Source organism: Ensifer oleiphilus (assembly GCF_013371465.1).
Taxonomy (GTDB): Bacteria; Pseudomonadota; Alphaproteobacteria; order Rhizobiales; family Rhizobiaceae; genus Ensifer; species Ensifer oleiphilus.
Genome location: NZ_JABWDU010000003.1, coordinates 546,224 through 563,167, shown reverse-complemented (window position 1 = coordinate 563,167; position 16,944 = coordinate 546,224). Strand labels below are relative to the sequence as shown.

Genomic DNA, 16,944 nt, shown 5'->3' with positions numbered 1-16,944 from the left:
GCCGCGAGCCGGCCATCGCCTTGGTCGTTCCACTTCGATCTGAGCGCCGCCGCCCTGGGAGGAATGGGCAACGGCGCAGGGATCAGGTGAGAAGCATCAGAAGCGCATGTTCACGCCGGCTTTGATGACATGGCTGTTGATGTCCTTCTCGCTCGATCCGAAGGCCGTGTTGGTGCGCACATCAGGCGTCGTGATGTAGTTGTATTCGATCTTCGCCGACAGGCCGCCGGCAAAGGCCTGCTCGACGCCGGCGCCGAGCAGATAGCCGCCCTTGAAGCCGACATCGTTCTGGACGCCACCGCACTTCTTGTAGCTGGTCATGGCGTAACCGGCGGTGCCGTAGACGAGTGTCTGGTCGAAGGAAAGGCCGGCCTTCGCCTTGATCGCGCCGCGCCATTTCTCCTTGAGCTTGCCACCGCTGACCTTGTGCTCGGTGTCGCCGAGATAGGACCCTTCGATTTCAGCGCCGACGATGCCTGGACCCATCTGCATGTTGTAGCCGACCTGTCCGCCGAGGGCGACGCCGTTGCGGTCGGCAAACGGATTGGGGGTGCCGGTAAAGCCGATGCCGCCATGGGCGCCGACATAGGCACCAGTCCAGTTGAAGGCCGGTGGATCCTGGTAGGAAGAAGCCGGTTCCGGCGAATAGAGGTCGGCGGCCTGTGCCTGTTGCATACCGGCTGTTGCCAGGAAGGCGATACTGAGCCAGAGGGAAAACTTGTAATGTTGCTGCATGGCGTTGCTCCGTGGATTGCACATGGCGCCGGTTGCGGCGCTCTCACCTTCGCTCTTTGCTTCGCGCCGGGCTGGCACGATCATCGACGCTGGAAGATGTGCGCATTTGTGCGCCGCGCGGATTGCATCAACATTGCAAATGTCGATTAAAGTGCTGATTTTATTATTAATAACCTGTTAGCTTTTGTGGCGGGGCTTAAGGCGAGCTGACGCTCGCGCCCGCCTCACGCCGCAGGAAGGGTCATCCGGAAGCAGGCACCGCCAGTCTGCGCGCAGACCACCGATATGTGCCCCTTGTGGCGGCTGACGATCTCGCTGACGAGATGCAGCCCAAGTCCCGCACCGTGGTCGCGCGGTTGCAGCCGGTGAAATGGCTCGAAGATCCGTTCCCGCTCGCTTTCGGGAATGCCGGGACCTGCGTCGCTCACCTCGATGATGCCGCCACGTTCGACGTGAATGGAAATCAGGCCGCCCGCATGCTCGATCGCGTTGCGCACCAGATTGGTGACGGCACGCTCCAGGGCGCCCGCGTCTCCGCGCGCACGGACCTGTTCGGGGCCGTGCGTAAAGGAGATGTCGCAGCCGGCCGACAGTGCGAGAGGTGCGAGGTCGGCCGCCACATCCCGGCAGAGCGAGACCAGGTCGATTGGGGCGAAGTGAGCGCTGTCGCGATCGATGCGCTCAAGGTCGAGCAATTGTTCTGCAAGCCCGGCAATACGGGCGGTGTCAACCAGCAGGCGGCTGCGCAGCGGGCCGAAGTCCATGCCCTCAAGACGCGTCTGCAGAATTGCGACCGGTGTTCTAAGCTCGTGGGCGGCAGCCATGATGAAGCGCTGGCGTCGTTCGTAACCTTCGTCCAGGCGCTGCAGTGCGCCGTTGACCGCTTCGACGAGCGGGCGCACTTCGCCGGGGACGCGACCGTCGGGCAGGCGGGCGCCGCGACGGTCGACATCGATGCTTCTGGCATGGTCGGCGACCTCGGCAAGGCTCGCAAAGGCACGGCGCACGATGATCGGAATGGCGAAGGCAGGGATGAGAACTAGGATCAGAACGATCGGCAGCAGCAGCAGGTTCGTCAGGAAGAACACGGCGAACGAGGCGCTCCACAGGCGTCCACCGCCCGTCAGGACTGTATACGTACCGCTCTCGGTCTGAACCACCCGGGCGATGGCCGAGAGCATGTAAGGCGCCATACCGTCCCGGATATCGGCAAATGTCACGCGGTCGAGATGTTCGCCGATGCTGCGATAGGCGTCGGGCACCGGTCCGCTTTGGACCGTCTCGCCGCGCTCGTTGCGCACGACGAACCAGAAGCCCGGCGTCTCGGCGTGCATGGCGCGCAGTTCGGGCGTGTCTTTCAGTTTCAGCTTCTGGTCCGGGCCAACCTCGACGGCGCTGGCGGCGATCGATGCCGAACCGGCGTCGAGGATCATGCCGCCGAGATCGGCCCTGATCAAAAGGGCCATGAAACCGGCAATGACGGCCACGAGCAAAAGCACCTGAAATGTCAGGATATGCCAGATCAGCCGCTTCTTCAGCGAGTGGTTGGCGCTCGTGGTCACGACAATGTCCTCAGCAGATATCCAACCCCGCGAATGCCGTGGATTTCCACGCCGGAACCCGATTCCAGCAACTTTCTGCGCAGCCGCGAAACATGTGCGTCGAGCGAATTGGATTGGATCTCGTCGTCGTATCCATAGACCGACTCCTCCAGCGTCGAGCGCTGCACGGTTCTGCCGTGCCGCCGCACCAACGCCTCCAGCACGAGCAGTTCGCGGCGCGGAAGCTCCAGGACACGGCCGTCGATGCGGGCTTCCCGACCATCGAAATCGAAGACAAGATTGCCGATGCGCGCAGTCATTGGTGCGATATCGGGCGCACGGCGCATCAACGCGCGAAGCCTTGCCAGCAACTCCTCGACGGCGAAGGGTTTGGCGAGATAATCGTCGGCGCCCATGTCCAGTCCTTTGATCCGCTCGTCGACGCTGCCACGTGCAGTCAACACGATCACCGGAATTCCCGACTTCAGCGCGCGAACGCGCGGAATGAGCGTCAACCCGTCGCCGTCAGGCAGTTGCCGATCGAGAATGATCGCGTCGTGGACCTGATTGGCCATGGCGGCGATGGCGTGATCGAGCGACGGCGCGTGGTCAAGGATCATGTCATACCGACCAAGGGCGACGCCGAGCGCGGCAGCCATCTCGGGCTCATCCTCTACAAGGAGTAGGCGCATGCATCGATTCTCCAATGTGTCTGTGCGACGACGGCACATTTGATAGAGGAGCATTGCCGCAAGGTTGCGGCTGGTGCGCGCATCGAGTGCACAATCCTCAATGGAAACGCAATGCAATCGCAGCTGTCGTCATTGGCGGTTGCGATATTCGATCGCCGGTGGACGTGGCATGGATAGAATGAGGCCAGAAGGCGGTGGCACATCGCGGCCATTGCAACGTTGGCGTCGAGTTTTGTTTGGTCGCAGCACTGAAAGAATTCGCCGCAATTCTTATGCCCCGCGCTCCAACAGGCTCCTCGGCGCACATCACTTGAGAATGCGCCGAGAGCATCAGTCAGCTGGTCATGCGATGGTCGAACCTAAAGTGTCGCGCAAAACTGTGCCGTGGGTTTGCGACACTACATGCGTGGAAACAGGAACTTAAAGCGCGCCAAGCGAATCTGAAAGATTGCGACGGGCTTTAAGTGGCCCTGTTCTTGAAAAGAGTCGTCACCCGTCGCGGGTTCCAGTCGATCGCTTCAAAGCCCGCGTCCAACAGGAGATTGAAGACCGGGACGAGGGTACTTTCCTTTGCTACCCCTTTTTCGAAGCCGCAATCCACGGTGACATAGCGCGTCGACTTCAGGGTTTTGCGAGCGCCAGCGAGGATTTCCGGTTCCGCACCCTCTGCTTCGATCTTCAAGATGGCGACATTCGTCAGGCCCGTCTCAGCTGCATAGCTATCGAGGCTTCTGACCTTGACCTGGAAGCGGTCGGCATATTGCTCGGTCTCAAAAAGCGAACCGTCTGCAGTCCCGGGCTTGGAGTAAAATGTCAGTTCTCCGTCGCTCGACCAGAGCCCGAAGCGATTTGTCTGGGGCTTGCCGCCGAAGTTGTTACGGTCGCAGCAGTCCGCTTCCAGGCTCTCCGGCTCGAAGGCATGGTACTCCAGGCCCTTGGAGCGGCTGTATGCACCCAATTCGCCGACATTAGCGCCGCAATCGATAAAGGCGCCCTGGAGGGGTTCCGAGATGTGATGAAGCAGATAGGATTCCGCCAGCTGGTTCACGCGGGCGCTGATACCGCGCTTATAGAGCCAGAGCCGGTCGCGGCGGCAAATACGCAGCTTGTCGCTTCCGTCCATGACCGTCATCGTATTATCGTTGCTATGCATCGCGATGCGATGGCTGTAGCCCTTCAATACGCTGGTGCCGTTTGTAAATTGGACAAAATGCCGGTTTGGCAGGCCCTCAATCATAGATTGACGCACGCGTTTCAGTATCTTCATCTAGCCATCGCCCCCACGATGCAGTCTGTCTAGGATGCCCTTGCGAGTTGTCCCCAAAAGAGTTGAGTGATTCCAGCCGATTGTAGCTTCGACGCGTTGTGCCGATTTTGCAGGTTGCGTCAATGCGGTTCCGCGGAAGGAATACGCGTATTGGTTGATATCCGCAACTTTTTGCGGGGACCATGCACAGGATAGGCGCAAGGGTTTGGGCGATATGTGCGGCACCTGTTGAAGGAGCCGCGCCTATCTCAACTCTGCGATCGGAATGTTCCGTGAACAGCGTCATCGCCGCTTTGCGATCGTCGACGGAGATCATGCAGGGGAAGCCGATCTGCCGGTCGTTGCCGGCGAGTAAACCTGGAGGTGGCAACGCCTTGAACGCTATGCCGCAATGATTGCGGGAGGGGCGCTTGGCCCGCGACCACATGACCGACCGGGCGCAGCGCGAGGGTTGCGTGTCATGGAATTCGGTGTAGCCCACCAAGAGCTACACCGTACGCACGCGTCAGCCCATCAACAGCGGCTTCTATCGAAACCGACGCAAAAAGGCGGAGTGCGACGCCTCAAAGCATGTCGCGCAAAACTGTGCAGCGGTTTTGCGATAACGACATGCGTGAAAACAAGACCTTAAAGCGCGCCAGGCGAATCTGAAAGATCGCGACGTGCTCTAGTTGAGGGGGATTGCATTGCCGCCCTTGCTAGCTTGATAGACGGCAGAGAGGTCGTCGTACTTCCGGCCGATTGCGGAGGCTCTTTCTTTCAGATCGGAACGCTGCGGCTCGGGCAATCGCTCTATTAGCCCCCCGATCGACTGCCCGTTCCAGAATGCATTCGACCGGTTGTAGCCCCCCGGCTCCAAGGTGAAGACCTCTTTCAGGATCTTCAGATCGTGTGGAATGGAAAATGCATCCCGGGAATCCTCGTGGCTGAAGAAATAAAAGAAGTTGTCGAACCCAGCCCAGGTGATCGCCGACAGGCACATTGAGCACGGCTCATGGGTCGACAGGAAAATGAGGTCCTTGGAATCCGGTCGCTCTGAACCTGTCATCTCGTAAAAGCGCTTCAGGGTATGAACCTCCCCGTGCCACAGGGGATTCTCAGTCTCGTTGTTGGTTTCGACAAGGACCGTAGAAAGGTCCGATTTGCGCAGGAGTGCCGCCCCGAAGATCTTGTTGCCGGCGGCAACGCCCGCCTCCGTGGCGGGAATGATGCCCTCTTCCATGGCGGTGAGCAGGGCGTCGAGCAGACGTGCGGATTCGATTTCTTCTGACATTCTTCTTCTCCTTGAAATGTCGGGAATGAACTGGATCCGGACCAAGGCCTCGGGCTCGATCCGGAACCGGCTTTCAAAGCAATGCTCAGTGAGCGCCTTCAGGAACCATCGGTATTTCGATGCCTTTTTCGTCATAAAGCTTGCCGTTGAGGAAGTAGTCGCCGTCACGAAGCCGGACGATGTCCTTGTAGCGGATCGTCCGTTCTGTGCCTGCCACAAACACTGACTGCTGATCGGCATTGCCGGCTTTGAAATGGTTGAACAGCAGGTTGAGGACAATCGCCATCAGGGCAGCGGAGCTGATCCCGGAGTGAAAGATCGTCGCAACCCAGGTGGGGAAGTGTTCGTAAAATCCCGGTGACGCGATGGGGATCATACCGAAACCGATCGACGTCGCGACGATGATCAAGTTCATGTTGTTGTGGTAATCGACCTTGGAGAGCGTGCGTATTCCACTTGCCGCGACCGTACCGAAAAGGACGATGCCGGCTCCACCGAGAACGGAACTTGGCACAGCTGCCACAACGCGTCCCATGACCGGCAGAAGGCCGAGGACCACAAGGAAAAGACCGCCTGTCGCCACCACGTAGCGGCTCTTGACACCCGTGACGGCGACAAGCCCGACGTTTTGCGCAAAGGCACTTTGCGTGAACGAACCGAACACCGGTGCGAGGATGCTCGACAGCATATCGGCTCGAAGGCCATCGCCCAGGCGGCGGGAATCGACCTTGGTTTCGACGATTTCGCCAACGGCGAGAATGTCGGCCGATGTCTCCACAAGCGTTACGACGATGACAATCAGCATGGAGACGATGGCGGCGATCTCGAAGGTCGGATAACCGAAATGGAATATCGCCGGCAGGGCGAAGACGGGGCCGTTTGCGACTTGCGAGAAGTCGGTCATGCCTATGGCATAGGCGATGCCTGTGCCGATCACGAGCGCAAGCAGGATGGAGAGCCTTGAAACCGACGCGCTTCCGAGTTTGCTGAGCAGCAGAACGATGGCGAGCGTTGTGGCGGCCAGCTGGATATTCGCCGGGCTCCCGAAATCGGGTAAGGTGTTGTTGCCACCCATCGCCCAGAATGCGGCGACCGGCATCAGCGTCAGTCCGATCGTGGTGATGACGATCCCGGTGACAAGGGGAGGGAAGAACCGGGTAATCCTTGAGAATACAGGCGTAATCAATAGCCCGATCATGGACGCTGCGATAACGGCGCCCAGGATAGAGGGGATTCCTCCGTTGCCGGAAATTGCGACCATCGTCGCAACGCCTGAGAACGAGACGCCCTGCACAAGCGGCAGCCGGCTCCCGAAGAACGGCAATCCCAACGTTTGTAGGATCGTGGCAAGACCGCCGGCAAAAAGCGAGGCCGTCACCAGGAGGCCGACGTCGCTCGGGCTAAGGCCGGCCGCCTGACCGACAATAAGGGGTACGGCGACGATGCCGCCATACATCGTCAGAACGTGCTGCAATCCATATGCGATATTGGCGCCGATGCCGAGTTTTTCGTCTTCCGGGCGCCTGCTTGATGCATTTCACTCTTTTATGGTCGCCAAGGTAAACTCCTCCATACCTTTGCTGATGTTGCGCTTCGAGTTGAACCCCATTTCAATCAGGCACTTCGGCATAGCCATCGGGGCGCAGGCACCTGCCGCAGCATGGGCTCATGCCCGATGCAGAGAGCGTTGCCGATTGTTGTTGCTGGAACGCGCGCGAGAGATGTCTCTTCGTGCAACAGGGGTGGGGCGCCCCGCCGGATTTTCACGCATGCTTGCCGGGGCCTTGTGACAGGCGTCACAAGAACGTGTGTTCCGAGAGGCAATGCAGTCGCAGCCATAGATTAACCCGCCATCGAGCGGGGTCTTCCAGTCATGGTCGAAGCAAAAAATTATACGAAAGGGGAGATCGGTCTCCATGCCCCACCAGCTCCATAGTTGAACTGGCCGCTGGCCAGTTTCGCTAGGACCCTGTTCCAGGAGGTGCGAACTCCGGATCGTCATCAACTTGCGTTGAACGGGGCGACTATTGTGAGGCGTCAGCCTACACTGTCACTAAGCTTGCAATGTTTTAGAAGAACCTGTCAAGAGTATGCCGCAGCGATTGTTCCGGCGGACAACGGGAGTTGTCTTTCGCACCCCGTGTGCCCCTTCTCCGTCGCCCACCGTACGTTCGGCGCGCGGTTGACACGCGTGGGGTTGCGCCTAGGCTGCCGTCTGTTCCCTGGAGTGTGTCTTGCATCGCAACCGCGAGCCAAAGGAAGACGCGGTGATAAGGGCGACACCTCTTTCTTCGGCGCTTTGCCAATTCGGCAACCCCGTTTTCCGCTGTGGCACGTCTTCGGCACGCCTGCTGCAAGCCGACGATACCGATCAACACAAGCCTCTCGATGGGCCGGCTGAGGATGCAATGGTCAGACGTATCTCCGGTCGTAACGGCCGCCGAGGCCGGTCAGAATCTCATACGAAATGGTGCCGGCATCGCGCGCCACGTCTTCGAGTGTCTGGTTAGGGCCGAGCACTTCCACCAGCGTGCCGAGCTTTAGCCGGCCTTCCGGCAAAGCGGAGATATCAATCGTGATGCTGTCCATCGACACGCGTCCTACGATCGGAAGCCGAACCCCGTCGCAGTAGACCGCCCCGTTGCCGCTCAAGCTGCGTGGAAGACCGTCGGCGTAGCCTGCGGCAATGGTTGCAAGGCGGGTTTCCGCCGTCGTGACATGGCCGCCGCTGTAACCGACGCTGGCGCCCGCGGGGACGCAGCGTGTCTGCACCACCGCGACGTCGAGCCGCACGACAGCTTCCATAGGGTTTCGTATGCCGGCCGTTGGCGCGCCACCGTACAACGCTATGCCGGGGCGGACGAGCGCGCGGTGATAAGCGTTGCCGAGGAAGATGCCGCCGGAATTGGCGACGCATATGTCGAAGTCGGGGAATTCCGCCGCAATGCGGCTCATCTCGACGAGCTGGGCATCGTTCTGGGCGCTTTCGACATCGTCGGCGCAGGCGAGGTGGCTCATGATGAAGAGGATTTCAATGAGGCCGGCGTCCTTCACTGCGTTGGCAAGGGCCAACCGTTCCTCCGGCGGCACGCCGAGGCGAGACATGCCGGTGTCGAATTGCAGCACGGCCCTCAGGCGGCCCTTGAGGCTGTTGGCAGCCGCGGACCAGCGATGCAGCTGTTCCAGCGAATTGACGACCGGAACGATGCCGGCTTCGGCGCAGGCGCGCTCGTTGCCGGGCTGCAGGCCGTTCAGCACGAAGATGTCCGCGTCCAGCGGCAAGCAAGGCCTGAGGTGGAGGGCCTCACCAAACTGGGCGACGAAGAAGTGGCGGCAGCCATGAGCGTAGAGTTTGACGGCCACCTGTTTGGCGCCAAGCCCATAGGCATCGGCTTTGACGACTGCCGCCGCGCGCGCCGGCGACGCGGCGACCGCCAGCTTCTCGTAGTTGCGGGCGAGAGCGCCGAGATCGATGGTCAGATAACCTGGCATGCCTTCTGCACTCGGCGATCGGTGATTGGGCTGCCGATCCAAAATTGTGATGTCCATTTCCGTCTCCCGGTTGACGAAAGCCTATTGAAACAATCGTCAAATTGTTTGCTGATGATTGTTCAAAAATTGTGATTTTGCGAAGTTGTTGAAATAAAGCGTGAACATTCTGAATAATCGCGCATGGCGGATCTGCTGTGGGCGATGACAGCATTCCGTGATCGCCGGCGCTTGATCTGTGGAGGAAAACGCCCGTTTGTCAGTGGACGTCAGATTGTGGCAGCCAGCCGAACCGAGCGCGATGCATTGGTCTCAGCGTGGTTGGCCCAAAGGCGTGAGAGTGACCAGGCAAAGAGTTCGAGCGCCCTTGATGGAGCAATCAATTTGGCGTCGAAGAGCTTTAGGGGGTGGCGGGTCTTGCGGCAGAGAGCCTGCCGATGGCCATCACGCGGGCAGGGAAAATGTGCAGTGAACGAAGTGTGTTGCGACACATTTTGGTAGCAGCTATGGAGTTCGCACCGTTCATAGGGAACACAACATGACGACACGTGCTACCCTTCCCGCGGTCGACTGCGACCCTTCGCCTGAAGGACACGGGCCGATCTCGGTTTGGGGACATCGGCCCATCGCATTGCAGCGACTGATCAACGCAGCGGGCAACCTTCTGTTTGCTCACGATGTCCCGTCCATGGCGCGCTACACCGCCGGCAAGATCTTCCACGATCTTTCCAAGCCATCCTCAATGTTTGGCGTCGCCCGCAACACCTTGCCAGCCTCGGGATATCTCACGGAGGCCTTGGCCGTGGCAGTCAAGGCGGGCGGACCTATAACGGACCTCGGAAAAGCCATCGCGGAAATCGCGCCGGACCTCCGCTGGTACCGGTCGAGAACGGGGCCTTTCGCAAGCATCAACTTCGTGCGTGGTCATGCCCATGCGTTGATGGTGGGACCTGGCGGCATGGAGGAGCGTGACGACGTCCATATCGGCGCGACGATCATGGCGCCCTATAGCCGCTTTCCGGATCATCGCAAGAAACATCCGACTGTCTTTCTCGCGTTGTCGCGCGCCGAAGTGCGCCTCAACGACGACGATTGGTCCGTTCGCTCGCCGGGTGGCATTTTCTTCAGCGACGAGGGCAACGACCTCGCCATGCGCTGTACCGGAAACCCGCTCCTCTTGTTCTGGTGCCAACGCGTTCGATCTCAATCCTAGTCCGCGGCAGAGATGGAACTCTTCGCCTTCTCTGGATTGCTGTTGGGTGGCCTCCCGCTGGTTCGGCCGTCTGGTCTTTACAGGTCGCGATATGAAAGACGATGCTACGCCTCGCGCAGCTTCGCCTCACAACGCAGCAACATGCCGTAGAGATCACGAGGCTCGTCCGGATCGGCCAGCAGATCGAGATCGATGTATAGCCCGGTTTCCTGAAGCTTGCTGCGCACGTAGCGCAGCGCCGAGAAATCCTCGATGGCAAAACCGACGCTATCGAACAGCGTAATCGTCCGCTCGGACTGACGGCCTTCACGCTTGCCGGCGATCACTTCCCAGAGTTCCTTCACCGGATAGTCGGGATCGAGCTGCTGGATTTCGCCCTCGACGCGCGTTTGCGGTGGATACTCGACGAAGATATCTGAGCGCAGCAGGATATCCTTGTGCAGCTCGGTCTTGCCGGGGCAGTCCCCGCCGACGGCGTTGATATGCACACCCGGACCGACCATGTTGTCGGACAGGATCGTGGCATACTGCTTGTCCGCCGTAACTGTGGTGATGATGTCGGCTCCCTCCACTGCTTCCTGGGAGGAGCTGCACGCCTTGATCGCAAAGCCCTTGCCGGTGAGGTTTCTGGCGCAGCGCTCGGTTGCGCTCGGGTCGATATCGAAGAGCCGAAGCTCGCTGACGCCGACGATCGCCTTGAAGGCGAGCGCCTGGAACTCGCTCTGTGCGCCATTGCCGATGATCGCCATGGTCTTCGCGTCCGCGCGAGCGAGGTGCTTGGCAGCGACCGCCGACATCGCTGCCGTGCGAAGCGCCGTCAGGATCGTCATTTCGGAGAGAAGCATGGGGTAGCCATTGCCGACATCCGAGAGCACACCGAAGGCCGTAACCGTCTGGCGCCCTTCCTTTGTGTTCTTCGGGTGACCGTTGACGTATTTGAAGCCGTAGAGCGTGCCGTCGCTTGTCGGCATCAGCTCGATCACGCCCTCCTTGGAATGCGAGGCGATGCGCGGCGTCTTGTCGAACTGTTCCCACCGCCGGAAATCGTCTTCGATCACTGCGGCAAGTTCGGTCAGAAAGGTTTCGATCCCGACCTTCAGCACCAATCTCATCATATGGTCGACGCTGACGAACGGCACGATGTTCAGATTTGAATGAGCGGTCACTGTGTTCAATCCTTTTGGTTCGGGCGCGCGGCACCAGCGTACAACGAGTGGTTCCCACTCGCACCCTTTGGCGGCATCAATTTCCGTGGCCGTCGTCGGCGAGGAATGTTCTGGCAATCTCGGAGACGAGATCCGGGAGGACCTCGAACGCGTAGGGGGCATGCACGCGCTCGAACTTCTGGTGGAACTCCCGGCCCCAGGGACCGAGATTGACGGCCGGGAAGCGTAGCGCATTCTCCGGCGGACGATCGATCAACCGCGAGATCGGCGTGTTGTCCGAAACCACCTCACTGCCGCTCGCCGCCAAGCCCAGGAAACTCATGTCGGAGATGCCCTGGAAATGCGGCTTCCAGACCAGGCTACGGTCAGGATCGGAGCCGAGACCCGCACGCGCCTTTTCGATGGCCTGATGCAGGGCGCGGTCATTCGGTTTATCGAGCCGCAGGTGGCTCGAGGGGTAGTGCAGCCCAGAAAAGCCGACGACAATGGCAGGGCCGGACAATCGGGCGATCCCAACCAGCCACTCCGTCAGTTGCCGCGTGAAGACCAAGGGGTTGTCGATAGCACAGAGTGACGTTTCCTTGGCCGCGTGGAGGGCGTCGAAGCCCTCGCCGCAAACCTGCTTGGCCAAGGCACGCAATTCCTTGAAGGTCAAAAGACGTGGCCTGCCCGGCGTGGCGCCCGCACTTCTGCCGACGAGCCTGCCATACTCGGCGGATTGCGAAGCGAAGCGATCCACCGCTTCGGTGGCGCCGGATAACACTTCCTGCCTGAAGCGGGCGAACAAGTCGTCGGCTGGCATGGCATGGTACAGCCAGTTGAAGGCGATCCAGAACCGCTCCGGCGTGGTTACCTCATACCCGTCGCGCAGATCCTTGGCTTCCAGGCAAATCGGCGGGGGGGAAATATCGTTCTCGTCGCGGTCGGCCAGGGCGGCATTGCCCTCCAGACGGGCCAGAATTCCGGCGGCCATTGCCTGCGCGCTGACGCCTTCGAACGGGTAGCTGGCATGGGAGCTGCAGCCGATCACCAGCGCGAAAGGCAGAAGTTTGCCGATCGTACCGGCATAGACGGCGCGGCCTTCGCTGCCGTCGCCCTGATCCGACGTCACATCCAGGTTGATGCCGGCGGCAATCTCGACGTCCAATGTTGACGTGAGGCTCGGCAGCGCGTCGCGCAGCGAGCGCATGCCGCGGCTTTCGCGTTCTTCATCCGGCGTGGCGACCAGCATCAGATTGCCCTGGCGATCGGGGTCGGCTGCGAAGTTTTCGAGGCAGGCGATCGCAACTGCGATGCCGCTCTTCATGTCGAGCAGACCGCGGCCGGGCAGGAAGTCGGCGCTCAGCAGATCCTGCAGCGCCCGTTCCTCCTGTTCGGAACGGTCGTCCCGAACCGAGAGGCTCTCCACCAAGGCTTCCTTCAGTCGGAGGCTGTCGCACGCCAGCGGTTTGAGTTCGTGATAGTTGTCGGTCGAGACCGTATCGAAGTGTCCCGCCAGGACCAGCGTCCGCTTGCCCGTGCCACGAACAAGCGCCACGACATTGCGGGTGAGGGGCTCTCCATGGCTTTCGACCAGGCGAAGATCTTCGGGGTGCGCGCGAAAATAGGCAAGCTCGCTCAGAAGCCCGTGCAACTGATCGGCAAATCCGGCTTCACCGGGCGTGCCGGTTTCGCTCGACCACGAGGTTATGCGCAGGGCAAGTTCCCGGGCTCGATTGCTGTCGATCCGGGTTCCGGTTCGGGAAACATTCTGCTGTCGTGAGGTCGTCATCCTGTTTCTCCGTCGTTCAATTCGAGAGGTGCTTGCGAAGGAAAGCGCGTGTGCGCTCCTCTAACGGGTCGGAAAGAACCTGAGCGGGTTCTCCCTGTTCGATTACCACGCCGGCATCCATGAACATCACGTGATCGGACACTTCGGCGGCAAACCGCATCTCGTGCGTCACGATCAGCATGGTCATGTGTTCGGCGGCAAGCTGCTTCATGACCTGGTTGACCTCCTCGACCAGTTCGGGGTCGAGCGCCGAGGTCGCCTCGTCGAACAGCATGACCTTCGGCTGCATCGCAAGCGCGCGGGCGATAGCGACACGCTGTTTCTGGCCACCCGAGAGCCGTGCGGGGTAAGCATTTCCCTTTTCCGAGAGCCCGACCTTGGCAAGGAGGGCGTTGGCCCGGTCAAGGGCTTCGGCCTTGGTCAGCCCCTTGAGCCGCATCGGCCCGATCGTGATGTTCTGCAGGACGGTCAGGTGCGGAAAGAGATTGAACTGTTGAAACACCATGCCCATTTCCCGGCGGATATGGTTGATGTGGCTCTCGAACGCGCGCCCTTTCAACGGTCGGTTGACCTGATGGCCGTCAAGCCAGATCTCGCCTCTGGATGTTTCCTCCAGCATGTTGATGGATCTCAGCAGGGTGCTTTTTCCCGAACCGCTCGGGCCGATGATGGAAACGATCTTGCCGCGCGCGACACTGAGGTCGATCCCTTTGAGCACTTCGTGGCTGCCGTAGGATTTGCGGATTTGCCGCAGTTCGATCATGGGAGTCTGTGTCGTCATCGGATTTCCTCCGCTTTCCGGGCGGCAATGCCCAACAGGAATTCCATCGCCAGATTGACGACGTAATAGAGAAGAGCTGCGGTGAAGTAGAATTCAAAGGGTCGGTAGGTCTCGCTGATCGCACGCTGCGCGTTCAGGACCAGTTCGGCGATGCCAAGAACCGAGAGGACGGCTGTGTCCTTCAGGAGGATGATGCTGTTGTTGCCGACCTGCGGTAGCGCCGTCACGATGGCCTGCGGCATGATGAAGAGGCGCCGGGTGGCGCCGCGGCTGAACCCCAATGATCTTGCCGCTTCGGCCTGCCCGGGATCGACGGCGTGCAGCGACGCACGGAAAATATCCGCGTTGTAGGCGGCGTAGTGCAGGCCAAGCCCAACCACCCCGGTCCAGAAGGCGGGAAGCATGACGCCCACCTGCGATAGGCCGTAGTAGAGCAGATAGAGCTGCAGCAGCAGCGGCGTGCCCAGGAAAAGAAAGGTGATGCGGCGCACCGGCAGGCTTGCAAGCTTTGGCCCGTAGAGCGTTGTGGTGGCGATGGCTATGCCGAGCAGGATGCTGATGGAGCCCGCCAGTACGGTGATGAAAATCGTCCAGAGCAGACCGGTGAACAGAAGCTGCGCGTAGGACGGCACCACGCCGAAATCGAGTGTCATGCTCCGACCCTCCTGTCGGCATCGAACAGCTTTTCTGTGCCGCGCACGATCAGTGAAATCAGGGCGACGATTGCAATGTAGGCAGCGCCTGAAACGGCAAAAACTTCGAACGGCTTGTAGGTGGACGTGACGAAACGCTGTGCCGAGTAGGTCAGTTCGACGACGCCGATCGTCGACACAAGCGCTGTGCTCTTCGACAGAATTACCGTGTTGACGCCCAGCGACCGGATCATCAGGGGGGCTGCTTGCGGCAGAATGAAGAGGCGCATGGTATCGAAGCGGCCGAACCCGATCGAACGCGACGCTTCTCCCTGTCCCTTGTCGACGGCGATGATGGCGCCCTTGATACCCTCCGACATGTAGGCGCCAATGTTGAACCCCATGGTCAGCACACCGGCCATGAACGGCGTCAGCTCCAGCCCGAACTGCGGACCGCCGAAGAAGACGATAAAGAGCTGAACCAGGAGGGGGGTGCCACGCATGACGCTGACATAGGCCGTCGCAAGCCAGCGTATCGGCGTCATCCTGGAGAAGCGTCCCGCGACCACGCTAGCGGCGACGACAAGGCCGAGCGCCAGCGAACAGATCGTAAGGCCGACCGTCAGCAACGACGCTTCGACTATATGGGGCAATATTCGCCCGATCAGTTGAAAATCCATTCCTGCCTCTGCGTGCGAGGCTCGCGGGCGTGCGCCGCCTTGCAAGGGCCGCGTGAAGCGGCTCCCTAAGGTGACCTGCCTTGGAGCTACCAGACTCGACGGATGCGGCGGACTGTCTCGTCAAGCCGAACACCGCCATTCCTTTGGAATGTAGGCGGGCCGAGACACATCTCGTGTCCCGGCCGATCCCATCAACGAATGTCCCGGCCGATCCACTTCTTAGAAATGGCTTCGTAGGTGCCATCGGCCATCATGTCGTCCAGTGCCTTCTGCATGGCAGCGGCGAGCGCTGGATTGTCCTTGCGGATCGCGATGCCGATGTCGTAGCGCGGAAGCTTGTCGTCCTTGATCTGTTCGATCGGCGCGTTGCTCTTGGCAATCGCCACGAATACGGGAACGTCGTCGGCAACGATGGCATCGACGCGGCCCGCACCGAGGTCGAGAAGCATTTCGGGAAGGCCCTTGTAGGTGCGGATCTCGAACGTGTTCTGGTCGCGTGCCCATTTCTCGGCGGCTTCGCCGAGCGTGACGCCGATGGTCTTGCCCTTCAGCTCGTCGACGCTGGCGACGCCGGCACCCTTGCGAACGAAGACGGCAAGGCCGGAACGGTAGTAGGGGCCGACGAAGTCGACGGCCTTCTTGCGATCTTCGGTGATGCTCATGGAGCCGATGATCGTGTCATAGCGGCCGGTGACGAGACCGGCGATGATGCCGTCCCAGGCGGTTGTCACGATGTTCGGCTCGACCTTCAGCCGGCGGGCGATTTCCGAGCCTATATCGGCGTCGAAACCGACGACCTTGTTGCTTTCGTCGACGAAGCTGAATGGGGGGAAGACGCCAGAGAGAGCAACCGACAATTTGCCGGTCCCCTCGATCTTCTGCAGATCATCAGCATTGGCGGCGGTGAACGGCATGCAGATCGCGGCGGCGACCATCACGGCAGAAAAAACGCGGTTCAATTTCATCTGTATCATCTCCCAATTCGAGCCGACATCACGGATCATCGCGTGGATTGCGGCGGCAATTCCCAAGGCATGGATCGGTCGACAGGGCGTGAAGCCGGGCTGTCTTGTCTGGTCCCGCTTTATTCCGGCTGCTCTGTCTCGATGAGGGATTCGTAGTGCGGTTGGGGAGAACAAAAAAGAATACAAAGTGCTTGAATTTCCCCATTTCTGCCGAAATAGTAGTCAGAATGACGAAATAGGAAGTATTCGGTGGATGATCTCGATAGACGGCTCATTGCCGAACTGCGCATCAACGGCAGAGCTTCGGTGCCGCAACTGGCACAGCTTCTCGGGGTTGCGCGCGCAACGGCGCAGAAGAGGCTTGATCGCCTTGTCACCGATGGAGTGATCAAGGGCTTCACGGTCCGCCTGAAGAACGACATCAGCAAGGATCTGATCAGGGCCTTCATCCTGATCATGATAGACGGTTCGCCACGGCCGGCAGTATCGGCCGTAAAGCGTCTGCCAGGGGTGGCTGCCGTGTCCAACACCAACGGAGTCTGGGACATAATCGCGGAGATCGAGGTTTCGACCATGTCGGAGCTGAACGAGCTCATCTCAACGGTTCGGGCAATCGATGGCGTCTCGAAAAGCGAAACCTTTATGATGCTCGGGCCAGCGTGAGCGGCCACGCCTTCGCCCGTCCGCACGAGGACCTCGTGGAGAAGCACATTGCCTCAGGCAGACTGGTGCACCACCA

At 60.2% G+C, this 16,944-nt stretch carries 15 protein-coding genes; 2 read left to right on the top strand and 13 right to left on the bottom strand.

All coding sequences use genetic code 11. From position 1 onward, the window contains the following. Positions 1-96: 96 nt before the first annotated feature. From HT585_RS15195 to alr, 7 genes are all read right to left on the bottom strand, one after another. Complete coding sequence (locus HT585_RS15195; protein ID WP_176353720.1) at positions 97-735, bottom strand: outer membrane protein; 639 nt, start codon at positions 733-735, stop codon at positions 97-99. 224 nt (positions 736-959) lie between these two features. Continuing rightward, positions 960-2,297, bottom strand: coding sequence for an ATP-binding protein (locus HT585_RS15190; protein WP_176353719.1), 1,338 nt, complete (start codon positions 2,295-2,297; stop codon positions 960-962). Beyond that, positions 2,294-2,968, bottom strand: coding sequence for a response regulator transcription factor (locus tag HT585_RS15185; protein ID WP_176353718.1), 675 nt, complete (start codon positions 2,966-2,968; stop codon positions 2,294-2,296). The genes HT585_RS15190 and HT585_RS15185 overlap by 4 nt, the downstream gene beginning before the upstream one ends. Positions 2,969-3,428: 460 nt before the next feature. Continuing rightward, on the bottom strand, positions 3,429-4,235 hold the full coding sequence (locus HT585_RS15180; protein ID WP_176353717.1) for an FkbM family methyltransferase: 807 nt from the start codon (positions 4,233-4,235) through the stop codon (positions 3,429-3,431). 667 nt (positions 4,236-4,902) lie between these two features. Then, positions 4,903-5,508, bottom strand: coding sequence for a nucleoside deaminase (locus HT585_RS15175; RefSeq protein ID WP_176353716.1), 606 nt, complete (start codon positions 5,506-5,508; stop codon positions 4,903-4,905). A gap of 85 nt (positions 5,509-5,593) precedes the next feature. Continuing rightward, positions 5,594-7,006: a solute carrier family 23 protein gene (locus tag HT585_RS15170; RefSeq protein WP_176354189.1), complete on the bottom strand. Its 1,413-nt coding sequence runs from the start codon at positions 7,004-7,006 to the stop codon at positions 5,594-5,596. Positions 7,007-7,920: 914 nt separating this feature from the next. After that, positions 7,921-9,057 carry an alanine racemase gene (alr, locus tag HT585_RS15165; RefSeq protein WP_176353715.1) on the bottom strand — a complete coding sequence of 379 codons (1,137 nt, stop codon included), beginning with the start codon at positions 9,055-9,057 and terminating at the stop codon, positions 7,921-7,923. A 478-nt stretch (positions 9,058-9,535) separates the two neighbouring features. Here alr and HT585_RS15160 point away from each other — a divergent pair, with 478 nt between their 5' ends. Beyond that, entirely contained in the window at positions 9,536-10,210 is a 675-nt protein-coding gene (locus HT585_RS15160) for a dimethylsulfonioproprionate lyase family protein (RefSeq protein ID WP_176353714.1), read from the top strand. Between the two features lie 104 nt (positions 10,211-10,314). Here HT585_RS15160 and HT585_RS15155 read toward each other — a convergent pair whose 3' ends face one another. The 6 genes from HT585_RS15155 to HT585_RS15130 all read right to left on the bottom strand — a co-directional run bounded on the left by HT585_RS15155 (position 10,315) and on the right by HT585_RS15130 (position 16,205). After that, positions 10,315-11,376, bottom strand: a complete 1,062-nt coding sequence (locus HT585_RS15155; protein WP_343213988.1) for an ornithine cyclodeaminase — start codon at positions 11,374-11,376, stop codon at positions 10,315-10,317. 76 nt (positions 11,377-11,452) lie between these two features. After that, entirely contained in the window at positions 11,453-13,147 is a 1,695-nt protein-coding gene (locus tag HT585_RS15150) for a M20/M25/M40 family metallo-hydrolase (protein ID WP_176353712.1), read from the bottom strand. A 16-nt stretch (positions 13,148-13,163) separates the two neighbouring features. After that, the gene (locus HT585_RS15145; RefSeq protein ID WP_281410682.1) at positions 13,164-13,928 is read right to left on the bottom strand and encodes an amino acid ABC transporter ATP-binding protein; all 765 of its coding nucleotides are present in this window, start codon (positions 13,926-13,928) and stop codon (positions 13,164-13,166) included. After that, positions 13,925-14,581, bottom strand: coding sequence for an amino acid ABC transporter permease (locus HT585_RS15140; protein WP_176353711.1), 657 nt, complete (start codon positions 14,579-14,581; stop codon positions 13,925-13,927). Before HT585_RS15140 ends, HT585_RS15145 begins: the two co-directional genes overlap by 4 nt. Further along, positions 14,578-15,240, bottom strand: a complete 663-nt coding sequence (locus HT585_RS15135) for an amino acid ABC transporter permease (RefSeq protein WP_176353710.1) — start codon at positions 15,238-15,240, stop codon at positions 14,578-14,580. Before HT585_RS15135 ends, HT585_RS15140 begins: the two co-directional genes overlap by 4 nt. 191 nt (positions 15,241-15,431) lie before the next feature. Beyond that, positions 15,432-16,205 (bottom strand): transporter substrate-binding domain-containing protein, encoded by a 774-nt coding sequence (locus tag HT585_RS15130; protein ID WP_176353709.1) that lies wholly within the window; start codon positions 16,203-16,205, stop codon positions 15,432-15,434. A gap of 249 nt (positions 16,206-16,454) precedes the next feature. Here HT585_RS15130 and HT585_RS32195 point away from each other — a divergent pair, with 249 nt between their 5' ends. Then, a complete protein-coding gene (locus HT585_RS32195) occupies positions 16,455-16,868 on the top strand; it encodes an AsnC family transcriptional regulator (protein WP_176353708.1) in 414 nt (137 codons plus the stop codon). The last annotated feature ends 76 nt before the right edge of the window (positions 16,869-16,944 follow it).